The sequence below is a fragment of the Zobellia russellii genome, assembly GCF_044597075.1.
GTDB classification, from domain to species: domain Bacteria; phylum Bacteroidota; class Bacteroidia; order Flavobacteriales; family Flavobacteriaceae; genus Zobellia; species Zobellia russellii.
In genome coordinates, this window is the sequence record NZ_CP139000.1 from 3,229,093 (window position 1) to 3,251,783 (window position 22,691).

The window sequence follows — 22,691 nt, forward strand, 5'->3', positions numbered from 1 at the left end:
CCTTGCAAAAGAAAGTAGATCTTAAATTTTGATTTCTCACCTGAATAGTACTCTACAAAACTAATCTCTAATTGAGAAAATTATTTTTACCCATTTTGTAATACGCTATCAAAATGTTATTGGAGGTAATTAACATTAAATTTACGTTTACTTATTAAATAATTTATGTTGATATCGCTTATCAACGAATATTGATAATGTAGTTATCACCCTGATTCTGTGTTATATTAGATCGGTACAAATTGTCAACAACTTCTTTAAGTAACATGGAACAACTATTTCTTCAAATTTTTATAAGCCTTATTAACACTCTATAATAACCACCAATTTTATTTTAAATTTTAAAAAAGAAAAACAGATTATAATATAGTTGTTGATAACCTTGTTTTGAGATCAAGGATGTTCAATAACGGATGTAATGGATTATAATTCGTAATTTACCGTATAAATTAAAGATAGTTAATGTCAAAGAACAAAAAGAAAGCTCGTAATCATAGAAACAACGAGATAACAAAAGGAATCTTTACCGTATTGGAGAAAGAACCTAAAAAGAGTTTCAATTATAAACAAATAGCGGCCAAACTTGGCCTTAACAATACCCAGGACCGTAACCAATTAATAAAAAGGTTGGGCCAACTTAAAGAAAAGAAAAGAATACAAGAAGAAGGCAGGGGTAATTATATGGCCTTGGCTTCTTCCAAAAAGTACCACACGGGTACCGTTGATCTTACCGGCCGGGGCAATGCTTATATTGTCATAGAAGATATGGAGGATGATGTTTTCATTCCTGCCAATAAAGTTAAAAAGGCCTTTCATGGAGATACTGTAGAGGTGTATATCTTTCCAAGGAGAAATGGCAAGAAATTAGAAGGTGAGATTACCAATATCCTGGAACGTAAGAAAACGGAGTTTGTAGGTATTGTAGATTTACAAAAGACGTTTGCTTTTGTACGTCCCACGGATTTTAGAATGTACACGGATTTCTTTGTTCCAAAAGATAGTATAAAAGGAGCCAATGATGGCGATAAGGTTATTGTTAGATTGGATGGTTGGGAAGACAAAGACGATTCACCCACTGGGACAATTATTGAGGTCTTGGGAAAACCAGGAGAGCATAACACAGAAATACATGCCATTTTAGCAGAATACGGACTCCCGTATGAATTTCCTACTGAGGTTGAACGTTTTGCAGATACTCTTGATACTTCTATAAAAGAAGAGGAAATTGCCAAAAGAAGGGATATGAGAGAGGTTTTAACCTTCACCATAGATCCTAAGGACGCCAAGGATTTTGATGATGCACTTTCTTTTGAAGTACTGGAAAATGGTAATTATGAAATAGGTATTCACATTGCAGATGTTTCTCATTACTTGGTACCGGATACCATTTTGGATGATGAGGCTTATGAAAGAGCAACTTCCGTTTATCTTGTAGATCGTGTGGTTCCCATGCTTCCGGAAGTATTGTCCAATAACGCTTGTTCGTTACGGCCCAATGAAGAAAAATATACCTTCTCCGCAATTTTTGAAATGGATAAGGATGCCAATATCAAGAACCAGTGGTTTGGTAGAACGGCTATAAATTCCAATGAGCGTTTTGCTTATGAAGAGGCCCAACATATTATAGAAACCAAGGAAGGTAGTATTCCAAAAGAAATTTCTATTCGTGAAGATGCCTATACCGTTCCTGAAGATGTAGTAAACGCTACCTTGGAAATGGATAGGATGGCCAAAATTATGAGGGGCAGACGTATGCAAGAAGGTGCTCTTTCTTTTGATAAGGTAGAAGTACGTTTTAACCTGAACGAAGAAAGTGAACCCGTTGGAGTATTCTTTAAGGAATCTAAGGATGCCAATAAGTTAGTTGAGGAATTTATGCTGCTGGCCAATAGAAAAGTGGCCGAATTCATAGGTAAACAAAAACCTAAAAAGACGTTTGTATATCGTATTCACGATGATCCTAATGAAGATAAATTAATAGCGCTTAACGGTATTGTTTCCAGGTTTGGGCACAAGTTAGACTTTAAGGATAAAAAATCCATTAGCGCGTCTCTAAATCAGCTTTTGAGCGATGTTAAAGGCAAGAAAGAACAAAATTTGGTAGATACACTTGCTATACGTAGTATGAGCAAGGCTATTTATACAACGGATAATATTGGGCATTACGGTTTAGCGTTCGATTATTATACGCATTTTACCTCACCAATTAGAAGATACCCGGATGTAATGGTACATCGTTTATTGCAACATTATTTAGATGGTGGTGCATCTGTAAAAGAAGAGGTTTATGAACAGAAATGTAAACATTCTTCAGATATGGAGTACTTAGCTTCCAGTGCAGAAAGAGATTCCATTAAATACATGCAGATCAAGTTTATGCAAGACCACCAAGACCAAGAGTTTGTTGGTGTTATTAGTGGAGTTACCGAATGGGGTATTTATGTTGAAATTATAGAGAACAAGTGCGAAGGCATGGTGAGAATCAGCGATATAAAGGATGATTATTATACCTTTGACGAAAAGGAGTACGCAATTGTAGGAGAAAGGACAAAGAAAACTTACCAATTGGGTGATGAAGTAGTAGTCATGGTAAAAAACTCAGATTTGGTAAAACGTCATTTAGATTTCTCTCTTTTGGGAAAGCATGAGTCTTAATCGGTTCTTTTGGAACGGATTTTGTCTTTGAACTATCAAAATAACCTAAAAAGGTACATTATGAAAAAGTTCGTTTTGCTTGTCATTTGTATTCTTGGGCTTCAACTTACTTTTGCCCAAGATGCTACTATGACTCAAGACTTAACTAAATTCTCAGAGGTTAAGGCTTTTGACGGTCTTTCCATTAAGCTTATCAAGGCAAATGAGAATAAGGCCGTTATATCCGGTGAGAATATAGATAAGGTAGCTATTGTTAATAATGATGGTGTTCTTAAAATAAGAATGCAAATAGGTAAAATTTTTAGTGGGTACAGAACTTTTGTTGATTTGTACTATACCGAAAAACTTATTGTTATAGACGTTAACGAAGATGCTAGAATAGTTTCGGATGAATCTATAAAACAAGAAGTTATTGAGCTTAAGGCCCAAGAAGGTGGCGAACTGGAAATTAATGCCGAAGTTGAACAGATGTTGGTAAAAACGGTTACAGGTGGAATGATTTCAACCAGTGGCTCCTCTAATTTACAGGATATTGTCATAAATACCGGTGGTGTTTATGAGGGTAAAGAATTCATAACTAAGTTTTCTACTATAAATGTGAATGCCGGATCTCGTGCAGAGATTTACGCATCGGATTATGTAAAGGCCACTGTAAAGGCCGGCGGAGAGGTTTTGGTGTACGGCAATCCTAAAAAAATGGATGAAAAAACTGTGTTTGGTGGTACGGTAACACGAATGTAATCGGTTTTTATTCCAGTTTTAATCCCTTAGCTTTGTGGTGTAGCCTTTCCAATTTCTTATCAGGAAGGGTAAAACTACATTTCGCTTTAAAATTAATAGTAAAGAATACCAAGAATAACGCATGTGGGAAGACATTCAGGCAGCAGTTCCATTAGGCTTTTTTTTAAGCTTTATGATTGGGCCTGTTTTCTTTGTTCTTTTGGAAACAAGTGCCATTAAAGGATTTAGGGCGGCCCTTATTTTTGATTTTGGGGTTATTCTTGCAGATGGTGTTTTTCTTGTTCTTGCTTATTTTAGTAGCTTTCAACTTCTTGAAAATTTAAGCAACCAGCCCGGTCTGTATGTTTTTGGAGGTGCAATACTTTTGGTGTATGGTATTGTTACCATATTTAAAAAACCTCCCAAACAGGTAGAAACTAATATAAAAGTTAAGAAAAGCGACTATCTAGGTCTGTTCGTAAAAGGTTTTCTGCTGAATTTTATAAATATTGGGGTGTTGGTATTTTGGTTAGGTATTATCATTGTGGTAGGACCTAGTTTGGATAATGACCCTAACCGTATTGTAGTGTTCTTTTCTGCAATGGTAGGGGCTTATTTTGTAACAGATATATTTAAGATTCTTCTGGCGAAACAGTTAAAGAAGAAACTAACGGTAAACAGAATATTTTTCATTAAAAAAGGACTTGGTATTATTTTGATTTTATGTGGTATAGTGCTAATAATCAAAGGTTTTTTACCAAAAGACCAGTTTAATATAGAAAACGGTATTGAACGTATAGAAAAGCTTTAGCTAAATAATAGGGGGTATTGTAATGATATACTTGCTCTGGATGTTTCGTATTTGAAACAAAAAAACCTTCGTTGTACACGAAGGTTTTTTGTTGAGGCATCGAGCAGATTCGAACTGCTGTACAAGCTTTTGCAGAGCTCTGCCTAGCCACTCGGCCACGATGCCATTTGCAGGTGCAAAGATAGTTTTTTTGATGGAAATGTTATTTTTACTTTACTTTTTTTTCACAATGACTATTTACGTCGTACATAAAAAGAGCTAAGTATAAAGATTTGCAGTTATTTAGAATGATGATTTAGTGTATTGGGTACTTTATTTTTTTCGCTTTTCCTTTAAAACTATGGTCACTTTTTCAACATCACCGCCTATAGGAGGGTTTATTTTTGAAACCTCAACTTCTGCTTTTTGAACAATTTGAATTTCTTTAAAAATACGATCTATGATACGTTTACCAATATGTTCCAAAAGTTTAGAAGGCACTTTCATTTCCTCTTTCACGATATGGTTAATATGAACATAATCAACCGTATCTGATAATCTATCGGAAATTGATGCTTTGGTTAAATTGGCATTTACAGATACATTTACCAAATATTCGCTACCTATGGCAGTTTCTTCCTCTAAACAACCGTGGTGGGCATAGACCCTTATATTATTAACTTTAACCTTGTCCAAAATCAAATTTATTTTTGCAAACTTAATTGAAACGGCTGAGATTAGAATAGAAAGCTAGGCTGTAATTTTCATAATCGGACAGGTATTTTGAACAACTTTGCCGCTTAATACGTACAACGACAATTACTAAGTCCTTGAAACAAGTCTACACCAATAGTTACTACATGGGTACCTGTACTATAAGTAAGTAATTCATTTAGAATTATTTGATAGGAATACCCAAAGTAGAAATTGTTCTTTTTTAGACCTGCAAAAGGCGCTATAAAAAGTGGGCTACCTATTTGATCGTTCAAAAAACGGTAGTTAACACCGGCATAGAAATAGTCTTCAAAATTGTACCATCTAAATTTTAGGTTTAAATCGGTTTCTGAACGTCCATCACTTTCAAACATTTTAAAGAGTAAAGATGGCTCTATTTCTAAATCACTGTTTTTATTTTTTCTGTATCTGTATCCGGTATATACGTAGTAGTTTCTTAGTTCATTAGGTTCATCTGCATCAAAGGTAAAACTGCTAGGATCCTTGCCTAAAAGGTTGGATGCATTACCACTTATGTAGAATTTACCATATCTGTACAGTACCCCAACATCAAAGTTATGATTGCTAGTTTGGCGGTTGTTAATAACTCCCGGATCAAGATTGGCATCCACAAATTTATCAATGTCTATTCTAAACTGGTTAAAATTATAAGAAAGACCAAAGGATAAAAATTCATCATCATATCTGTCTAGAGTTAAGTGATGAGCAAAAGATACCCTGGCACCCTGTTGTTTGGTATACCCGTTTTTATCATTATATAAAAATAGACCTATACCGGATTTTTCACCTAAACGCATATCTGCTGCCAGAGACTGTGTTTGTGGCGCGTCTTTGATTCCTACCCATTGTGTAAGACCGTTAAGCCTAATTTTTACATGGTCTCCTATACCTGCATAAACCGGTGATAGAACAAATGGGTTATCTGCCAAGTATTGAGTAAGCTGGGGCGAATTAAGCTCCTGCCCTCTTGCGGTTATGATGCCCGATAAGAGCAGCATGGTCCATATGAATTTGCGCATGGTACTGTAGGTTGTAGGTTAAGTATTTTTATTTAGCGATATAGGGTAAAGTGTCCAACGAATTCCCTGTCATCATTCTCTCCGTTGAGTTTAATAACGTACCAGTAATCTCCGGTAGGAAGCTCTTTGCTTAAGTAAAGACCGTCCCATCCTGGATCACCAACACCCATTCGGTACACCTCTCTACCATAACGATCAAATATGATGGTTAGTATCTCTGGGAAGCCTTCATCATTTTTAGGTTTCCATGTCTGATTTTCCGCATCTCCATTTGGGGTAAAGAAGTTTGGAATATCAAGATCTATAAACTCCATATATATGCTTGCTACAGCTTCACAACCGTTTTCATCGGTTACGGTAACTACATAAGTATCAGTACGGTTAATGTAGAACGTATTGTCCGTACCATTATCCTTATCACCAAAAGTAATATTGTACTCACCTCTTCCTCCAGTAACGTTTGCTGTTATCTGGTTGATGTTGGTTTGCTCTAGAACAAGAGTTAAAGGTTGGAAATCTTCAATCTCTATATCGTAAGTTATAATACAACCGTTGGCATGGGATATAGCTATGTAATGCGTACCCGGTGTTAGGTCTCTAAAGAACGGATTCAACTGCATTTCTGCTGGATCCATGGTATCTACACCATAAAGAACCTGATCTGCAATAGTTTCGTCTTCTAGGGTAATATTAATGTAGTTGTTAGGAATATTTCCATTACAACCATATACCGGTTCTACAGTAGCATTTAAATTTACGCCTGGTTCTACGGCAACGGTTATATTTTCTTCACAACCTTGGGCATCACGTACAAATATGATGTAGTTTCCTTCAGCCAGACCGGTAAAAGTTGTTCTGTCCTGAACAAAATCGGTTTCTGTATGCATTCGAGTGCTATAACCTGCAGTTCCTCCGGTAATGGTCAATTCAATTGTACCATTTTCTTCACCTATACATATTTCTGGTGTTGAGATGGCCGATATTTCAACAATAGCAGGCTCGTTAATGGTATATTCCAACTCTATAAAGCAGCCATTTTGATCCTGTGCAATTACCCTGTAATCTCCAGGGGCAAGGTCTTCAAATGTATTTTCATCATCAAACTGATTAAGGTTTGGAGATATAGCATATTGATAGCCTCCTGAACCACCGGACAAGGTAACGGTTATACTTCCATCTTCTTCACCGTTACAAGAAACATCTATAATTTCATCTGTGTATTCCAAAGCTGAAGGCTCAGAGATAACTACTTGTTCAGGAGTAGTTAATCTACAATCTTGACTGATTACATCTACGTAATAGGTTCCGGCTGGCAAAGTACTGAAGGTACCATTGCTTTGTGGACCCGCTATGCGAGAAGCCGCACTTAATGAAGCATCTGTGTAAAGCGAATATTGATAGTTTCCTAAACCACCATCTGCCGTAGCATAGATAGTAGCGGTATTATCTCCATTACAGTTAATTACTGCAGCAGTATCATCTACTGTTAATATTAATGGATCAATAGGGTCTTCTTCAATAGAATTAGATTGAACAGCTGTACATAAATTTGCAGCATCCCTAACATAGTAGCGGTAAACACCTGCACTCAACATGCCGCTTAAAGGCAAATTAACGCTGTTTCCTGGCATTGCTGTCCATGTAACATTGTCTTCACTAAATTCGTATGTTCCGCTTCCTCCAGTGGCACTTAATTCAAATTCTACACCGGTGGTACAAGTCAACGGACTTGTCCTGATCAATGAAGCTTCTACTTCCGTAGGATTAACAATTTCAAGAATAGCGGTCTCTTCCGAACATCCAACCTCATCACTTACCGTTACACTATAGAAACCGGCCGCTAAATTATTGAAGTCACCTGTACTCTGACCAACAGAAGTAGTTAATAAGTTACTTCCGGAAATATCATCATAAACATTCAATTGATATTGGTACGTTGGTGTAATATTTCTTGCACCTACGGTTGTTGATATGCTTGCCGTATTTGCATTAAAACACGATAAGGTAGTTGCCGTAATATTAGCTACAATATCATCTGGTCTAATTAATGTGATGTTATCTGATAATACACAAGAGAATGCATCTGTAACAGTCACATGGAAATCACCGGCCGCTAAGTTTCTGAAAATAAACGCCTCTACATTTGTTTCGGTATATACCGTAGATGTAGTAGTGTTTTCCAAACGGATGGTATATGGTCCTTCACCACCGGTTGGATCTACAAATATCTCACCTTGATCATTACTACATGAAACATTGGCTTCTTCTCTTACGACTGCGGTAATCGGAGCACTTGGAGCCAATACGGTTATCACATTGGAATCATCATCACACAAAGGTGCTGTAGTTTCTGTAATGCGTATGTAATAACTTCCTCCAACAAGATTTGATATCGTCAAAGGTGTACTGGTATCTCCAGTTCCACTGAATCCGGCTACAGGATTATCGTTTATATCATATACTTGATAGCTGTAAGGCCCTGTGTAGTTATCAATAGTTACACTAAAACTACCATCATCTACACCATCGTTCAAACATTGTTCGTCGGAAAGTTTCGTGGCTGTAACCTCTATAACATCCGGGTCTTCAATTCTATGAACAGTTTCTATTACACAACCTGTATCTACATTGGTAATTCTTACACTGTAATTTCCAACTTCCAAACCTGTAAATGTTTCAGGATTATTGGTAGAAGTAATGGTCTGTGCATAGGTAACGTTTATTCCCGTTACAACATATTCCAAGTTAGGAGTTGCGGTAGCTGGACTAACCGTTACCCCAACTTCTATTTGGCCGTTGTTCAATGGAGAACAAGCAGCTTCTTGGGTAGTTGTAACCGTTGCATCACTAATTTCTACAAAAGGTAAAACATTGTCTGTGGCTGATAGAGCAGAACATCCTGCATTATCATATACTCTAATTTCATAGATACCACCCAGACCATCAGTTTCAAAATATGTGGTGTTCGAACCATCTTGAACTACACTTCCATCTCGGATAAATACATATCTATTGAAAGTACCCGTTCCACCTGATGCATTTGTAAATGACACACTAGCGTTGTTTCCATTGTTTCCAACAGTACAACCATACTGAACAATGTTAATAGGATCTACGGTAATAACATCTAATTCCGTAATAGTAACATCTGTTGTTATAGCACAGTTGTTAGCTCCTCTTGCTTCAATAGTATAAGTTATTCCGGCAATAGAACCTTCAAGTCCATCAAAGAAAGCAGATGTTGTCGTAGATGATGTTGCCGCTATTGGGAAAGTAGCCGAACTACCTGGTCCCGTGATAATACGGAAGGTATATGGTCCTACTCCATTATCGGTAACACTTACGGAAATTGTTCCATCATCTAAGCCATTACAAGTTACATTGGTAGAAGAATCTACGTTCAGTACAGGAATTACCGCTGTTTCCAAACGTTGTGTTATAGTTGTACTACAAACGTGGTTGGGGTCTAAATCGGTAATGGTAAATACATAATCTCCTACTTGTGTAAGATTTGTAAAAATACCCGTATTGTTAGTATCATCTACCGTAGCTGGAGCAGACAGTGGATATTGTACATCATATCTGAAGCTTCCCGAACCACCTGTTTGTGAAATGGTAATCTGTCCACCGGGATCTGTTGTAGAACAATCAATTGTTTTGACCACGGATGCCAATGGTGAAATAGGTTCGTGTAAGTCAATGCTTGTACTTGTTGTACCTACACAACCCCATTGGTCACTAACAACTACTTGATATTCGCCTACACCTAAGCCGCTAAATATAGCTGAGGTTTGTATAGGTCTCATATCTTCAAAAGTAGAAGTACCAGTGTTGAATAGCTGTAATTGGTAACTGTAGTTGCTACCCTGACCGTTCATTACGTTAATAACTTCAATTTCACCTTCTAAGTCGGTACAGTTAGGCTGATTGATCCTCAAATCTGCAGTAATCGGTGTTGGATCAACAAGAATAACATCTGCCAATTGCTCAGCACATCCTCTAGAATCCATAACCCAAACTTCATAGGTAGCCGCAGTAAGGTTTTCTTCTTTCTGGTTTGAAGTATAGTTCGCAGAATCATTAGTGTCAATAACAGGACCTGCCGCATCAAAAATCAGATACGAATAACCGCCCCATCCACCGGTAACATCGGTAATGGTAATGGTACCGTTGTTACCTGGTACGCAAGTGATATCGGTAAATATCCTGTTTGCGCTAATTGGGTCACTAGGACCAGCAATGGTAAATAACTCGGAAGCAACACAAGAAGGATTACTATCTTGGGTAACCTCAACGCGGTACTCTCCCGCGCCAATGTTAAATGGTGTTGTGGGACCTACATTGGCCGAAGTTCCGGTAGCACCTGCAATGATAGTATCATCACCTGTGGTAGCCGTACCTTGCGAATTATATATTTGCCATGTGAAACCTCCAGTATATGGATTGGTACTATCGCTTATGGTAAAGCTAACAGAACCATCGTCTCCATTACATACTACATCAACAGTGGTAGCATCGATTTCAAATGTATTTGGGTCTTCAATTTCAAAAGTAGTTTGTACAAAACATCCGGTATCCGTATTGGTAACGGTCACTTCATAGTTTCCTACCCCTATTCCGGTAAATGTATCATTAGTTTGATTTAATACACTATACGCATTGTCCGTTCCAACAACTGAATATTCAAGAGTTGGAGTTCCCGATGGAGGCGTTAGGGTTACACCTATAGTAACTTCGGCATCATTACCAGGGTTACAGCTTACATCCGTATCAATGGTAACCGTAGGATTACTGATTTCAACAAAAGGAGCAATTGTTGCGTTGGTTGTGCCCACACAACCCTTATTGTCATAGACATTAATCGTATAAGCTCCACCTAATGGATCGGTTTCAATATAGGTATCGTTAGAACCATTTTGAACTACAATATCAGCTTCTACAGGAACTGTATTAGGATTATCATTTTTAATGAATTCATAACGTACGAATGCGTTAGAACCTCCTGTTACACTTGCCACGGAGATACTTGCGTCATTCTGATTATTGGCCGTAGTACAGCCAAACTCAACTACTGCATCCATAGTTACAGCAATAGTAGCTGGTTCTGCAATAAGTATAGAAGCACTATCCGTTGTACAATTGTTGGTAGTAGGGTTACTTCTAACCGTTACGATATAACCTGCGGCCGTAGTTGTAGGTGCAAGACCTGTGAACGTAGCAGAAGTATTGGTAAAGCTTGTTGGGGCAATGCTTACGGCACCACTATCCAAAGAAGTAATCTCAAAGGTAAACGGACCGATACCGTTATCTACAGCTGATATTGAAATTGTTCCATCGCTATCTCCATTACAAGTTACATCTGTAGAAGTGACTGTATCGACTATCGGCTCTGGCCGGTCTGGAACGCGAATTGTGAATTCTCTGTTACAACCTGCATTGTTAGGCGTGTTCGTATCATAAATGGTAATGGTATAGTTACCCGCTAAAGGCGCTCTATAATCAAAAGGATTTCCTGGGAACGCTGTTTGAGCTACCGCAGGGGCACCAGCATCGTTGGTAATGGAATATTCATAACTTCCCGACCCTGATGTAGCTTCAATATTAATTGTTGCCTCAGGTGATGCCGTACAATCTATAAGTTTAGTAAGCCTAGCTTGAACGGAAAGTACCGGATGAACCACAAACGCTGTCTGTGAGGCCATACAACCATTTCCATCAATAATATAAACATCATAGGAACCTGCAGCAATATCGTTGAATACGCCACCATTATCTAGGTAAGTGCTTGGTGCTGGGTCACCGGCCGGTGCAATAGCATAACGGATATTTCCTGCCGCTGAGTTTCCAACAACGGTAAGGTCTATTGGAGCGCTACAATTATCCTGTGTGATAGAATCAATAGTAGGGTTTGGCGATAAAGTCAATGCAACAGGGGCCATGGTAAATGAACAACCATATTGATCATTTATAGTTACTGTATAATTACCCGCTGGGGAATTCACAGGAATCTGTACAGGGTTGTCCGTTGTACCGGTCAATGCTGTAAAACCAGCTGGTCCTGTTACATCAAAAGTGTATGGTGCTCCGCCGCCACCGGTAATTCCATCAATTGAAATTAGTCCCGGTAGGTTACACGAAATATCCCTAGTAACGTTTGGTGTTGCACTTAAAGCACGTAACTCTTGTAAATAGGTATTTTCGCTACCACCTCTACAGGCATTTGTAGTTCCATCAGATTGAACAATATCAATATAATATTCGCCTTCAGGCAAACCGCTAACGGTTATAGTATTGTTATAAAGAATGTCTCCACCACTAGTCTGAAGTGCAATAGGGTTGCCTACTTCAAAGAATTCCCAACGCATGTGTGAACTTGGTGTGGTAGGATTCAAAGTATATTCTATTTCACCCATTGAAGAACCAAAACACGTAGGAGTAATATCCGTAGTTATTTCAATAGGTTCGTTAATTAGATCATTAACATTGATTAAACTCTGGCGTACACAACCTGTATTATCCCTAACATAGAAAATGTAGGTTCTACCCGGTGTAAGTCCGGTCCAAGTATAGGAACCTTCACCCGCTGGAACCGTAGCACCGCTGGAATTTACTGTTCCACCTGGTTGCCATGTTGTGGTAGCTGGGTCAAAATTGGCTGGGTCTTCCGAAAATGCATATTCATAAGGAGCAACACCTGCGGTTCCTTGAACACGTACTTGCAAATCAAAACAGTCTACAACTATCGCGCTTATACTAATGTCCAAATTATCCAAAGGATAAGGAATAATGTATCTATCAAAATCTCTCTGACAAATAGTGCCACTAGGTAATGTTACTCTAATAGAAGGGAATACCTCCGTACCTGAAACAGTACCTCTTAGTTCATTTGATAGTTGCCATGTAGTACCACCATCATTGCTATATTCTATGGTACCACCAGAAGGAGCGGTTACATTATCAAAACGGAAGCCGTATTCATTGGGATCAGGGTCATTACATGCCGCTGGTAAAATAGGATCTATATCCGCAGTTATTTCTGTAGCATTGTTAATTGTAATGGTTGATGAAGTAACTGTACAACTATTTGTATCGGTAACCGTAATTTCATAATCACCTACTCCAATACCATTGAAAGTCAATGTTGCGGTAGATATATTAGTATTTGTTGTTCCGTAATCAATACCATCAGCAGGAGTCAAATCCACTAATTGATACGTAAACGGACCTGTTCCTCCACCTACCGTAGCATCAATTGAACCTAGACCATCAAAACACTCAGGGTCGGTTACTGTTCCGCTTGCGGTTAACGTGGCAACAGGAGTCAGGATAATATCTTCTTGTAGGAAAGAACATGATGGAGATGCCCCATTGTTATCTAGAACATATACATCATAACCAGCGGGGTTGGCAGTTGCCATAGCGCTAGTAACGGTTAAGAAGTTAGTTGTTGAATAAAGACCAGAAGGGTCGGTATTCGCTGGTACAATGGCGTAAACCAAGGTTCCGTTTCCACCTGTGGCATTAACGGTAATGGAACCGTCATTACACGCACTGATATCAACAACCTCTACGGACACTACTAACTGTGGGTCTATTGTAATGGTTTGTTGAACAGCCGTACATCCATAAGCATCTCTAACATCTATGGTATAAGTGCCATTGGCTAAATTATCAAAAGTGTGAGTTGTTCCTGTAACTGGAGTTGCCGCTACTAACGGACCTCCATCAATACTAAAGCTATAACCTCCATTACCAGCAGTAACATTTACAGCTATGGAACCATCATTGGTACCGGAATAACAGGCTGTAGGTGTGGCATCAAAAGTTGGTACAACGGGAGCGAATACGGTAATTGCCGTATTTATAGGGTCTGTACATAAGTTTGTATCCCTTACCCTTACGATATAATCACCTGCAGGCACACCGGTAAATTCCGTGTTGGTTTGATAAGCTGTCAGTATTCCACCTACATTGTCTTCTAATTGATACTCGTAAGTTGGAGTGCCACCTGTAGCACTAGCCGTAATGGTAGCACCTGTATTATTGCACGTAAATTCTGAAGTAATACTTGCTGAAGCGACAAGAGCATTAGGCTCGGTCAATGTTTGAGTCAATGTTACGGTACAACCAGGCAAACTTGCAGCCGCATTGTCCACATCACGCACTTCTATAGAATGTGCTTGTGCGCCAAGGCCCGTAATTTGTTCTGCAGCTGTAAACGGACCAACAAATGCAGCTCCGTTTAAGCTATATTCATATCCACCTGTACCATAGTTATTGGCATCAATGGTAATAGTTCCTGAATTATCGCCATTACAATCAAGGTTTTCAAAGGCGGTAATCGAAGCTTCAAAAGCATGTCCGTCCTCAACGATTACTGTTCTATCAACTGTACAATCGCTACCATAGTTTACGGTAATGGTATGGCTTCCTAAAGCGATATCGTTAAAAACATTTGTTGGTTGAGCCGTTCCTCCATCTATGCTATACGTATATGAAGCATCGTTAGGTAGAACGGTTATGTTTCCTGTTCCATCACAGTTGTAGGTTATTGAGGTAGAAAGTGTTGGTTCTGTTGGTAATGGAGCAATTATAACATCGGCCAAAGTAAGCTCACATGAAGTAGCATTGGCATCCCTAACCCTAATGCTGTAGGTACCATCGGTTAAACCAGAGAAAGCATGCACTCCTGTTGAAGAAGCAGCTGTCCAAGCTCCACCATTTATGCTATACTGATAATCTCCAGACCCACCTGTTGTTGGCGTAACGTCTCCAACGGTAATTTCACCGTCAACAAGGCAGGTATAATTTTGTGTAATACTCGCTTCTGCTACCAATTGAGATGGTTCCGTAACAACTACATCCTGCGGCGTAGTTTCACAATTATTGGAATCTCTAACGCGCACAGGATAGGTTCCCGCGCTAAGGTTAGGGAAACTATTTTCGGTTACATAGGTAACCCCGTTGTCAATACTGTACATGAACGGTGCGTTTCCACCAGAATCTACAACTATTGAAATTGCCCCATTTGATTCGCCAAAACAAGTTACAGCGGTTGGTGTTGGCGTAATTGCGATAGGAGCGTCTTGGTTTACGGTAATCGTGTACATGGCCGAACAGTAATCTGCTCCTCCACTATTATCACGTACATACACATCATAATCTCCTGCAGCCGAAACTGTAACTGGGTTATCAGTGTTGAAATCACCATTCGTTACTGCAGTTCCATTAGTTACAACAGCGAACACATAGTTGTTGTCCCCACCAGAAGCAGAAATAGTTATATCAGTATCCGTTGCGCAGGCGGTAATAGTAGGCGCTGATGCGCTAACCGTTAATTGAGGGTCAATGGTAATATTCTGTAATACACCGGTACATCCTAGTCCGTCTTGAACATTAATGGTATACGTACCGTTTGAAAGACCACTAAAAGTGTGTGTTGTACTGTTTGCTGGAGTTGGGCTTACCCAAGGGTTACCGTTTATGCTGAAGGTATAATCTCCATTCCCATCAGTAACATCAACCTGAATGGTAGCTGTATTTCCTCCAGGATAACAAGCCGTTGGCGTAACGTTAAAAGTAATAGGGTTTGCCGCGGTCACCGTCAAAGCAGCATCAATGGCATCTTCACATGAATTGGCATCCCGTACACGAACAATATAATCACCTGCAGCTAAACCGGAAAAGACGGTGTTGGCACCATTAGTAGCAAAGTCATTAGTCCCAACTATCGCACCCAGGTTATCTTCCAATTGGTATTCGTAAGCAGCAGTACCACCGGTAACACTAGCTGTTATGGTAGCTCCACCATTGGTACAACTTAATTCGGTTGTAATTGAAGCAAATGCTTCCAGTGCATCTGGCGCATTAATAGTTTGTGTAAGCGTTCTTGAACATGTTGTTTCATCTGCTTTTCTAACCACCAAGGTATGAGAACCAGCACCAAGGGTTGAGGCAGAAGTAACCGGTGAAGTTGTTGAGGCTATAAAAGCACCACCGTCTATAGAATATTCAAATCCGACTGCGTTAAAGTTTTCAACTTCAAAAGTTATTGAGCCATCGCTTAGTCCGTTACAACTTGCGTCTGTAGAGCCAGTAATATTTGCGGTAAATACATTGCCAGCAACAACGGTAACCGCAGTTTCAACAGTTTGTTCACAAACTTCCGGTACTTGATGTATCACTATATCATCAAGTGCAAAATCGTTACCGCCATTTCCGTTAACTTCAGATCTAATTACAAAATCCAGAGTTGTATTTGCACCTGGGTTAAGGGTGGCCGTAAACTCTACCCAATCATTAGATCCTGTATTTTTTGCAATTTCACCGGTGCGTATGGATTGAACAACATTTGTTGTTCCGGTTTCTCTTATTTCTATTGTTAAGTTGGGATCAAGACCACTGGTGCCTTGCCGCAGAAGATTCATAACGTATAGCGTAACACTTAAATCTTGGTTAGGAATAACATCATTTATCTGTTTAGAATAGATGATTTGAGTTGGCGTAGGGGTACCCACATTCATTACCAAATAGCGACCTTGGCCTGTACGCGTACCAGTTGTATGATCTATTGGGTTTATCCATGTGCCAAAGGGAGCAACAATGTCACTTGTTACTGTGTATTCAAAATCGTTTACATTACTATTTGAATCACCTGGGGCATTATTAGTTTGATCTTCATAAGTGTACCCGTTCGTATTTGGACTAGGAATAGTTGCTCCACTTCCAAAATCTTCACTAAGTAATATACTTGGTGTTGGCGGCGTCTGTGAGCTATAGTTTGTACTAACTGTATAGGTTCCTGGTCCTACGTTAAGGAACACATTGCTCGTAGGGTCCGGTGAATTTGGAACACCATCTAAGGCATAGGTATAGTTGTACGTTGTAATGTTTGGTGTTGCCGTTACAGTTGCCAATCCGTCACAATCATAACTTACTTCTGGAGTAAGGGTTACTTCTGGCTCATCAGGAACGTCCTCTACGGTAACGTTCATAGGAAATTCACATGAAGCGTCTCTAACAATTACCGTATAGTCTCCCGGAGGAAGGGTAGCCGTACTTGATGCACTGTAGCTTGCACCACCATCAAAACTGTATTCATATGGAGCTGTACCTCCCGTAACATTAGTTACTCTTACTTCTGCGCCGTTGGGGTCGCAGGTTGCATCTCTGGAAACACCCGCAGAAGCACTAAGAGGAAAAGGTTCGGTTAGGTTTATGGTTTGAGAAAAACTACAACCTGAAGAATCCGTTACAAATACTTCATAAGTGCCTGCAATAAGGTTAACAAAGTTTGGTGTTCCTTGAGTAGTAGTTCCGCCATCTATACTGAACTCGTACGGGGCTACACCACCTGTTGTATTTATAGTTATCGCTCCGTCCGAATCTCCACTACATGAAGGCGAAGTTTCGGTAATGGAATCTAGGGTCATTGCCCCATTATCGTTTATAGTTACTTCATTGGAAAAGGCGAAACAGTTGTTAGAATCTACGATTACAAAAACATAATCACCGTCTTCTCCGGGGAAATATTCATCAATATCATCGGCATCGGTATCTCTCCATCCGAAAGAAAATATAGGATTGGTATCATACGCATCACCCGGAATTGAAGCTACATCGGTATATAAATTCGTTCCGTTTTTGCTCCAAATAGCATAGGAATAATCAGGATTGGGAAGTCCTCCGCTTCCTGTAAGTTGAATGGTACCGGCTGTACAACCAATGTCTCTTGTGGTAACCGCTGTAACTGTTGGGTCTGGTGTACGGGTTACCGTTACATCTTCGGAATACGTACACCCGTCTTGAGTAGAAACTTCAATGGTATAATCTCCTGGGTTTACATTAAAAGAATGCGTATTGTCCGGCTGAGCGGTTTCATCGTCAATTAGGGTTCCATCGCTTCTTCTTAGAACATAGTTATAATTGGGCTCAACATTAAGTACATCTATTTTGATAATACCCTGAGCATTACAATTAGATGGGGTTGTAGTTACGTCTACTTGAAAATCCCTATCAAGGATTCCTATATCTGGAGTACTAAAAATACAGGCATCAGGAATAGGATTTCCTAAACTGTCCAATTGGGTAACGTCTACTCTATAGGCTCCATTGGTAGAAATATCAAAGCTAGGACCGTTGTTGGCACTAAAAGGAACTACAATAGCATTATTGGCTACGTCTACTAACTGGTAACCATAATTGCTTCCTAAATTGGTTATAGTGATGTTACCATCCGTAGAACAAATAATGTCTCTATCATTGTAAAGAATGTTTAGATTATTCTGGAAAACATCAAAATAAAATCTGCTAAAACACCCATTGGTATAATTTATAACCAAACGGTATTTTCCTGCTGTGTCCGCATTGTAATCGCTTCCTGTTTCTACTTGATTCCATGTACAGGTAAGGTTTTTGTTGGCACAATCGTCAGGAGCTGCAAGACAACTACCTTCATCCAATCTTTCCCAAGAAATACTTTGAGCATCTAGTATATTCAATTGAATAGGCTGAACATCCGCGGAGCCACAAAGGAAGAATTTGGGCAATAAATCACCATCAATACTACATTCAACAATTTCGCCTTGAATATCGTTAGTAGGGTCTGCATCGCTGTTTATATCATTGAAATATTCAACTAACGGATTGGTTTGCGTTGTACCATATCGTTCAACAACAATAATTTCTTTAAAACCTTTACAAGGGTCGGCAACAATTTTGTCTACAATGTAAGTGCCTACCTGGGTTACTTCTAATGTGCTTTGATCATTGTCTGGGTCTCCATCGTTTAGAACAGGGTCCGAGGCATCTATTTGGCCATTTCCGTTTTCATCTCTAACCCAAACGTAATCATCAAAATTATCTCCGGCATCTAACAGGGCATTTAATCCACAAAGTTGTACCGTTCTTGTAAAATTACAGTCCGAAAGGTCGTCTAAAAGGAAGTTGGTAGCACCTGGAGTTACAAATCCACAGTTATCAAAATCGGATACACTGGGATCATCCGTAATACGGTTGTCGTTTATTTCGCCTTCGTAGGTAGAATAAGCTAAATTCTCAATCAGGTCCGTACATGCATCTATAAAATCAAAGCAGTTTTGAGCTACTTGAACACGCATACGTATTTGTCCAGGAGTATCTCCTACTTCAACAAATCTGTTAGGGATAAAGAAATCCACTTCCCGTGTTACTGGGTCATAGGTATACGTTGTTCCGGTTGGCATGTTTAGGTTTGCCTCGTCCAACGTGACATTTATAGGTAAAATATCACGAATGGTATAATTTACGGCATCATCATTTCCGGTATTTTGAAAAGTTAGAACGTAATCTAAGATTTGACCTAAGTTTACACCTTGTCCGGTGATGTCGTTACCTGCAATATCTTCTACTTTTTTCTCAAGTACAATATCCGGTTCAATGATTTCAATGTTGAAAGAGTTGAAAAATGGATAGTATTGGTCACCATTGGTTTGAAACCTGAATGTGGCAGCCGTTTCGTTATTGGGGATAACCGAATTCGTAGGATTGTTTAGGTTAAAAATGTCACTATCAAAACCTAACGTATTTAAACTAAACGGATTCCTGTCATTGGCATGAACACCATTTCGGGTAATATTACTATTAAAGAAGTTGTTTGAAGGGTTAGTACCATTACTTAGTGTAGTGAAACCACCGTTACTTGCCGCACGAATTCTTAATCTATCTCCGGTAATCCTAAAGTCTCCTTCAAGAGTAGCGGCACCAATATTAGCGTTTACCGGGCCTACTGGAATAGTGTTGAAACCAGTGTAGTTAATGTTAACGTTGTCGGTACCCGTAACTCTTGCAAAACCATCAAAAGTAGTAATTAGTTTACCACTAGTGTTGGGGTTTTCATAAACAATAACTAAAGTCCAACCCCCAGCAGCACCCCCGGTCATTCTTGATTGGCCACCTGGCGAAATACCATAGCCCTGAGCACTCGGCACATTGGCTATGGTATAGTCTCCTTGCGGATTAGCTAAAGGAGTTATGAGACTGGTTACGTCCGCATAACATGCATAAGGGGCATTGGCTTCTAAATCTGTATCGGTTAGACCGTCATACAATACTTCGTTAGCAGTGACATCTACATAGGTGCCTCCCGGAACCTTAAACTTAATTTGGTCAATAGGGTGATTTCTTGGAGTACCAACTGGATCTGCAGTATTGTCTCTAGGATAGGTGGCAGACCAATAGAGACCTGCATAGCGTATTAAATTACAGTCGGCCTCAGGAAATGTGAATGTTGCGGTGCTTGAACTAAATGTGCTGGTATCGGTGTCAACATCTATGTACCGCATATTTTTACGGTCATTATAATTGTAATACCCTCCAGTTTCAGTATTTCTATTACTGGACGGCCAATAGTTTCCATTGGTGTTGAGGTTATCGTAAGAATCTTCCGGACGTCTTCCGGGAATGCCTTCATCTCTATTTAGTATACTATTGGATATAAAGGTCAAGTCTCCCTTTATATTGGTTTGATACCTGAAATTTTCCCCGGATGGGTAGGTTCTCGTAAATGCTTTATACTCTTGGGAAAATCCTGCAAATGCATATAAAAACAGAGCGCCCGCAAGTATTTTTTTTAAGGATTTTGGTATCATTTATGCCAGTAGATTTGGTCTGACGCGCATAATCCACATTTTGTCATTGTACGCATCATTTAGGTTGGTATAGTAGGATAGTAGGGCATTGTTCCAAGATTGGTGTCTTTTTAGGTATACATACCTCCAGTTGTTTTCGGGGTTTATAAAATAACTGGCACTAAGCCCGTAAGAATTTAATAGCTTCACAAAACGATTTGCATTCTTAGGGTTTGCAAATACATTGGCTATGATGTAATAACCAGAACCAATACCATCTATTTTGTGAGTTTTAGAAGTTAATTCGTTAGATACCACTTGGTCTTTTACTACGGTATTTGTTTGTAGAACGTCGGTATCGTACTTGGCAGATTTTTCTTTTAATTTGTTTACGTTAGAAGCATAGGCTTCGTTCGTGTAACGGTTATCAACATCCATAATCCAAAGGGCACCGTCATAAGTACCGTTCATACTACTATTATGGGCGGCTACAGCTTCGTCCCATGTATCATAACGTTGCAAATACACGTATTTTAGGCCGTTATCCGGATTTGCTATATAATCCGAGGAAAACCCTTCACTATTAAGTTTGTTCATAAATTTATCCATGTACTGGCCACCTTTGTAAACGTTGGCTACTACATAATATCCGTCCTTAACTCCCTCTAGGTTTTTGAATTTTCTACTCTTTACGTTGCTTCTGTCCGCAACTGTCGAAGTTGCTGCAGATGTAGATGTATTAGATGTGGTTTGTTGTACCTTATCTCTGGCAACGGTTGGTCTTGATTGCTTAGAAGTATTGTTTGCTAAGGCCGTAGTTGCACTAGTTTTGGATGATGTACTGTTTGGTATAATACCGTTATTAGAATCTTGGTTGCTAGCAGTATTTGTTACTGACGGACGATCATTGGTTCCCATGAATAGTCTCTCGGCACGGTCTTCTAAATCTGGTCTTTTGCCGTTGGTTTCATTACGTACCATGCTCATTACCATGTTAAACCGACGCTCTAAATCTTTTTGGCGATCGTTTTCCAATGAATCTTGACGGAACATTAATTCTTGAATAATGGCATCGTTCTCCGCAAGCTTACGTTTTAGTTCCTCTATTTCCTCGTTATCTACTAGGTCATTTTTGTCAACTTCTTCGTTTTCAACTAAAGAGTCTTCATAATCATCCTCTAGCATAACACGGTCTTCCGTTAAGTTTGGTGTAAAGGAATAGGCGAACGAGATTTCATGGGTAACCCCAAAATTGTTGAAATCGGTACCAAAACCTTTTTCCATGGTATACCCTAGGGATAGTCTTTTGTTAATGTTGAACCCGGCACCTGCAGAGGCACCATAAAAACTATCATAACCAGCTTGTAACCATCCTAATTTTGGCAGATCAAGAATTGCACCACCACCATAGGATAGGTCTTGGGTCTCACTTTCTGAAGCAGACAAACGGTTTTGACCGTTGATGCGTACTCTTGCTATCGGCATTAAACGGCTGCCCTCCATAATACCATCATCTTTTTTAAACCGATGAGTATATTGAAGGTGGCTAGAGTAGGTCTTATCACTAAAGGCTGTTAAAGACTCACTGGTTTTTAGATTGTAATCAAATAGGTTTTCGGCAAAAACACCAAAATCTATATTACCATAGGATAGGTTAAAACCAGGCTGAAAGGAAAGCACATTACTGTCTTCCGTTCCGTTAAGTCGGTAATCGTTCGTATCTATAACGTCAATATTGTTCTGATTAAGACCTGTACTATAATAGGCCAAGTTTCCACCAAATGTAAAATTGCTCTTGTCGCTTAACTTTATACCATAGGCATAGTTGGCCAGTACTCCAATATTGGATACAGGCCCTACACTCTGGGTATAAAGACTTAGACCCAAACCACTTCTATCACCTATTCTACCACTATAACTCAAAAAGTAAGTCTGGTCATTATCCTTAAACTGTACCGATTGGTTTCTGTGTAAAAGGTTAATATAAGACTTGTCTTCCTGTACGGTAGAGAAGGTAGGGTTGATTAAAAATCTATTGAATTTCAATAAATTCTGTGGCGCCGGACTATACAAAAGTACGGGGTCATCCTCCTGTGCCTGAACGTTTGCAAACGTCAGTGCAGCCATTAGAGTAAGCGCTAAGTATTTTACAAATTTCATGGTAGG

Annotated in this window: 7 protein-coding genes and 1 tRNA gene; 3 read left to right on the plus strand and 5 right to left on the minus strand. The window is 39.3% G+C overall.

The window, feature by feature from the left end; all coding sequences use genetic code 11:
- Positions 1-462: 462 nt before the first annotated feature.
- The 3 genes from rnr (at position 463) to SJY45_RS13150 (ending at position 4,186) form a co-directional block, all read left to right on the plus strand.
- Positions 463-2,655, plus strand: coding sequence for a ribonuclease R (gene rnr, locus SJY45_RS13140; protein WP_400071258.1), 2,193 nt, complete (start codon positions 463-465; stop codon positions 2,653-2,655).
- 60 nt (positions 2,656-2,715) lie between these two features.
- Positions 2,716-3,396, plus strand: a complete 681-nt coding sequence (locus SJY45_RS13145) for a head GIN domain-containing protein (RefSeq protein ID WP_400071260.1) — start codon at positions 2,716-2,718, stop codon at positions 3,394-3,396.
- Between the two features lie 121 nt (positions 3,397-3,517).
- On the plus strand, positions 3,518-4,186 hold the full coding sequence (locus SJY45_RS13150) for a LysE family translocator (protein ID WP_400071262.1): 669 nt from the start codon (positions 3,518-3,520) through the stop codon (positions 4,184-4,186).
- Between the two features lie 94 nt (positions 4,187-4,280).
- Here SJY45_RS13150 and SJY45_RS13155 read toward each other — a convergent pair.
- From SJY45_RS13155 to SJY45_RS13175, 5 genes are all read right to left on the minus strand, one after another.
- Positions 4,281-4,351: transfer RNA gene (locus SJY45_RS13155), tRNA-Cys, on the minus strand.
- Positions 4,352-4,498: 147 nt separating this feature from the next.
- On the minus strand, positions 4,499-4,861 hold the full coding sequence (folB, locus tag SJY45_RS13160; protein WP_400071263.1) for a dihydroneopterin aldolase: 363 nt from the start codon (positions 4,859-4,861) through the stop codon (positions 4,499-4,501).
- 104 nt (positions 4,862-4,965) lie between these two features.
- Positions 4,966-5,919, minus strand: a complete 954-nt coding sequence (locus SJY45_RS13165; protein WP_215913434.1) for a type IX secretion system membrane protein PorP/SprF — start codon at positions 5,917-5,919, stop codon at positions 4,966-4,968.
- A 32-nt stretch (positions 5,920-5,951) separates the two neighbouring features.
- Positions 5,952-20,546: a T9SS type B sorting domain-containing protein gene (locus SJY45_RS13170; protein WP_400071265.1), complete on the minus strand. Its 14,595-nt coding sequence runs from the start codon at positions 20,544-20,546 to the stop codon at positions 5,952-5,954.
- A complete protein-coding gene (locus SJY45_RS13175) occupies positions 20,547-22,685 on the minus strand; it encodes a PorP/SprF family type IX secretion system membrane protein (protein ID WP_400071267.1) in 2,139 nt (712 codons plus the stop codon).
- Between the last annotated feature and the right edge of the window lie 6 nt (positions 22,686-22,691).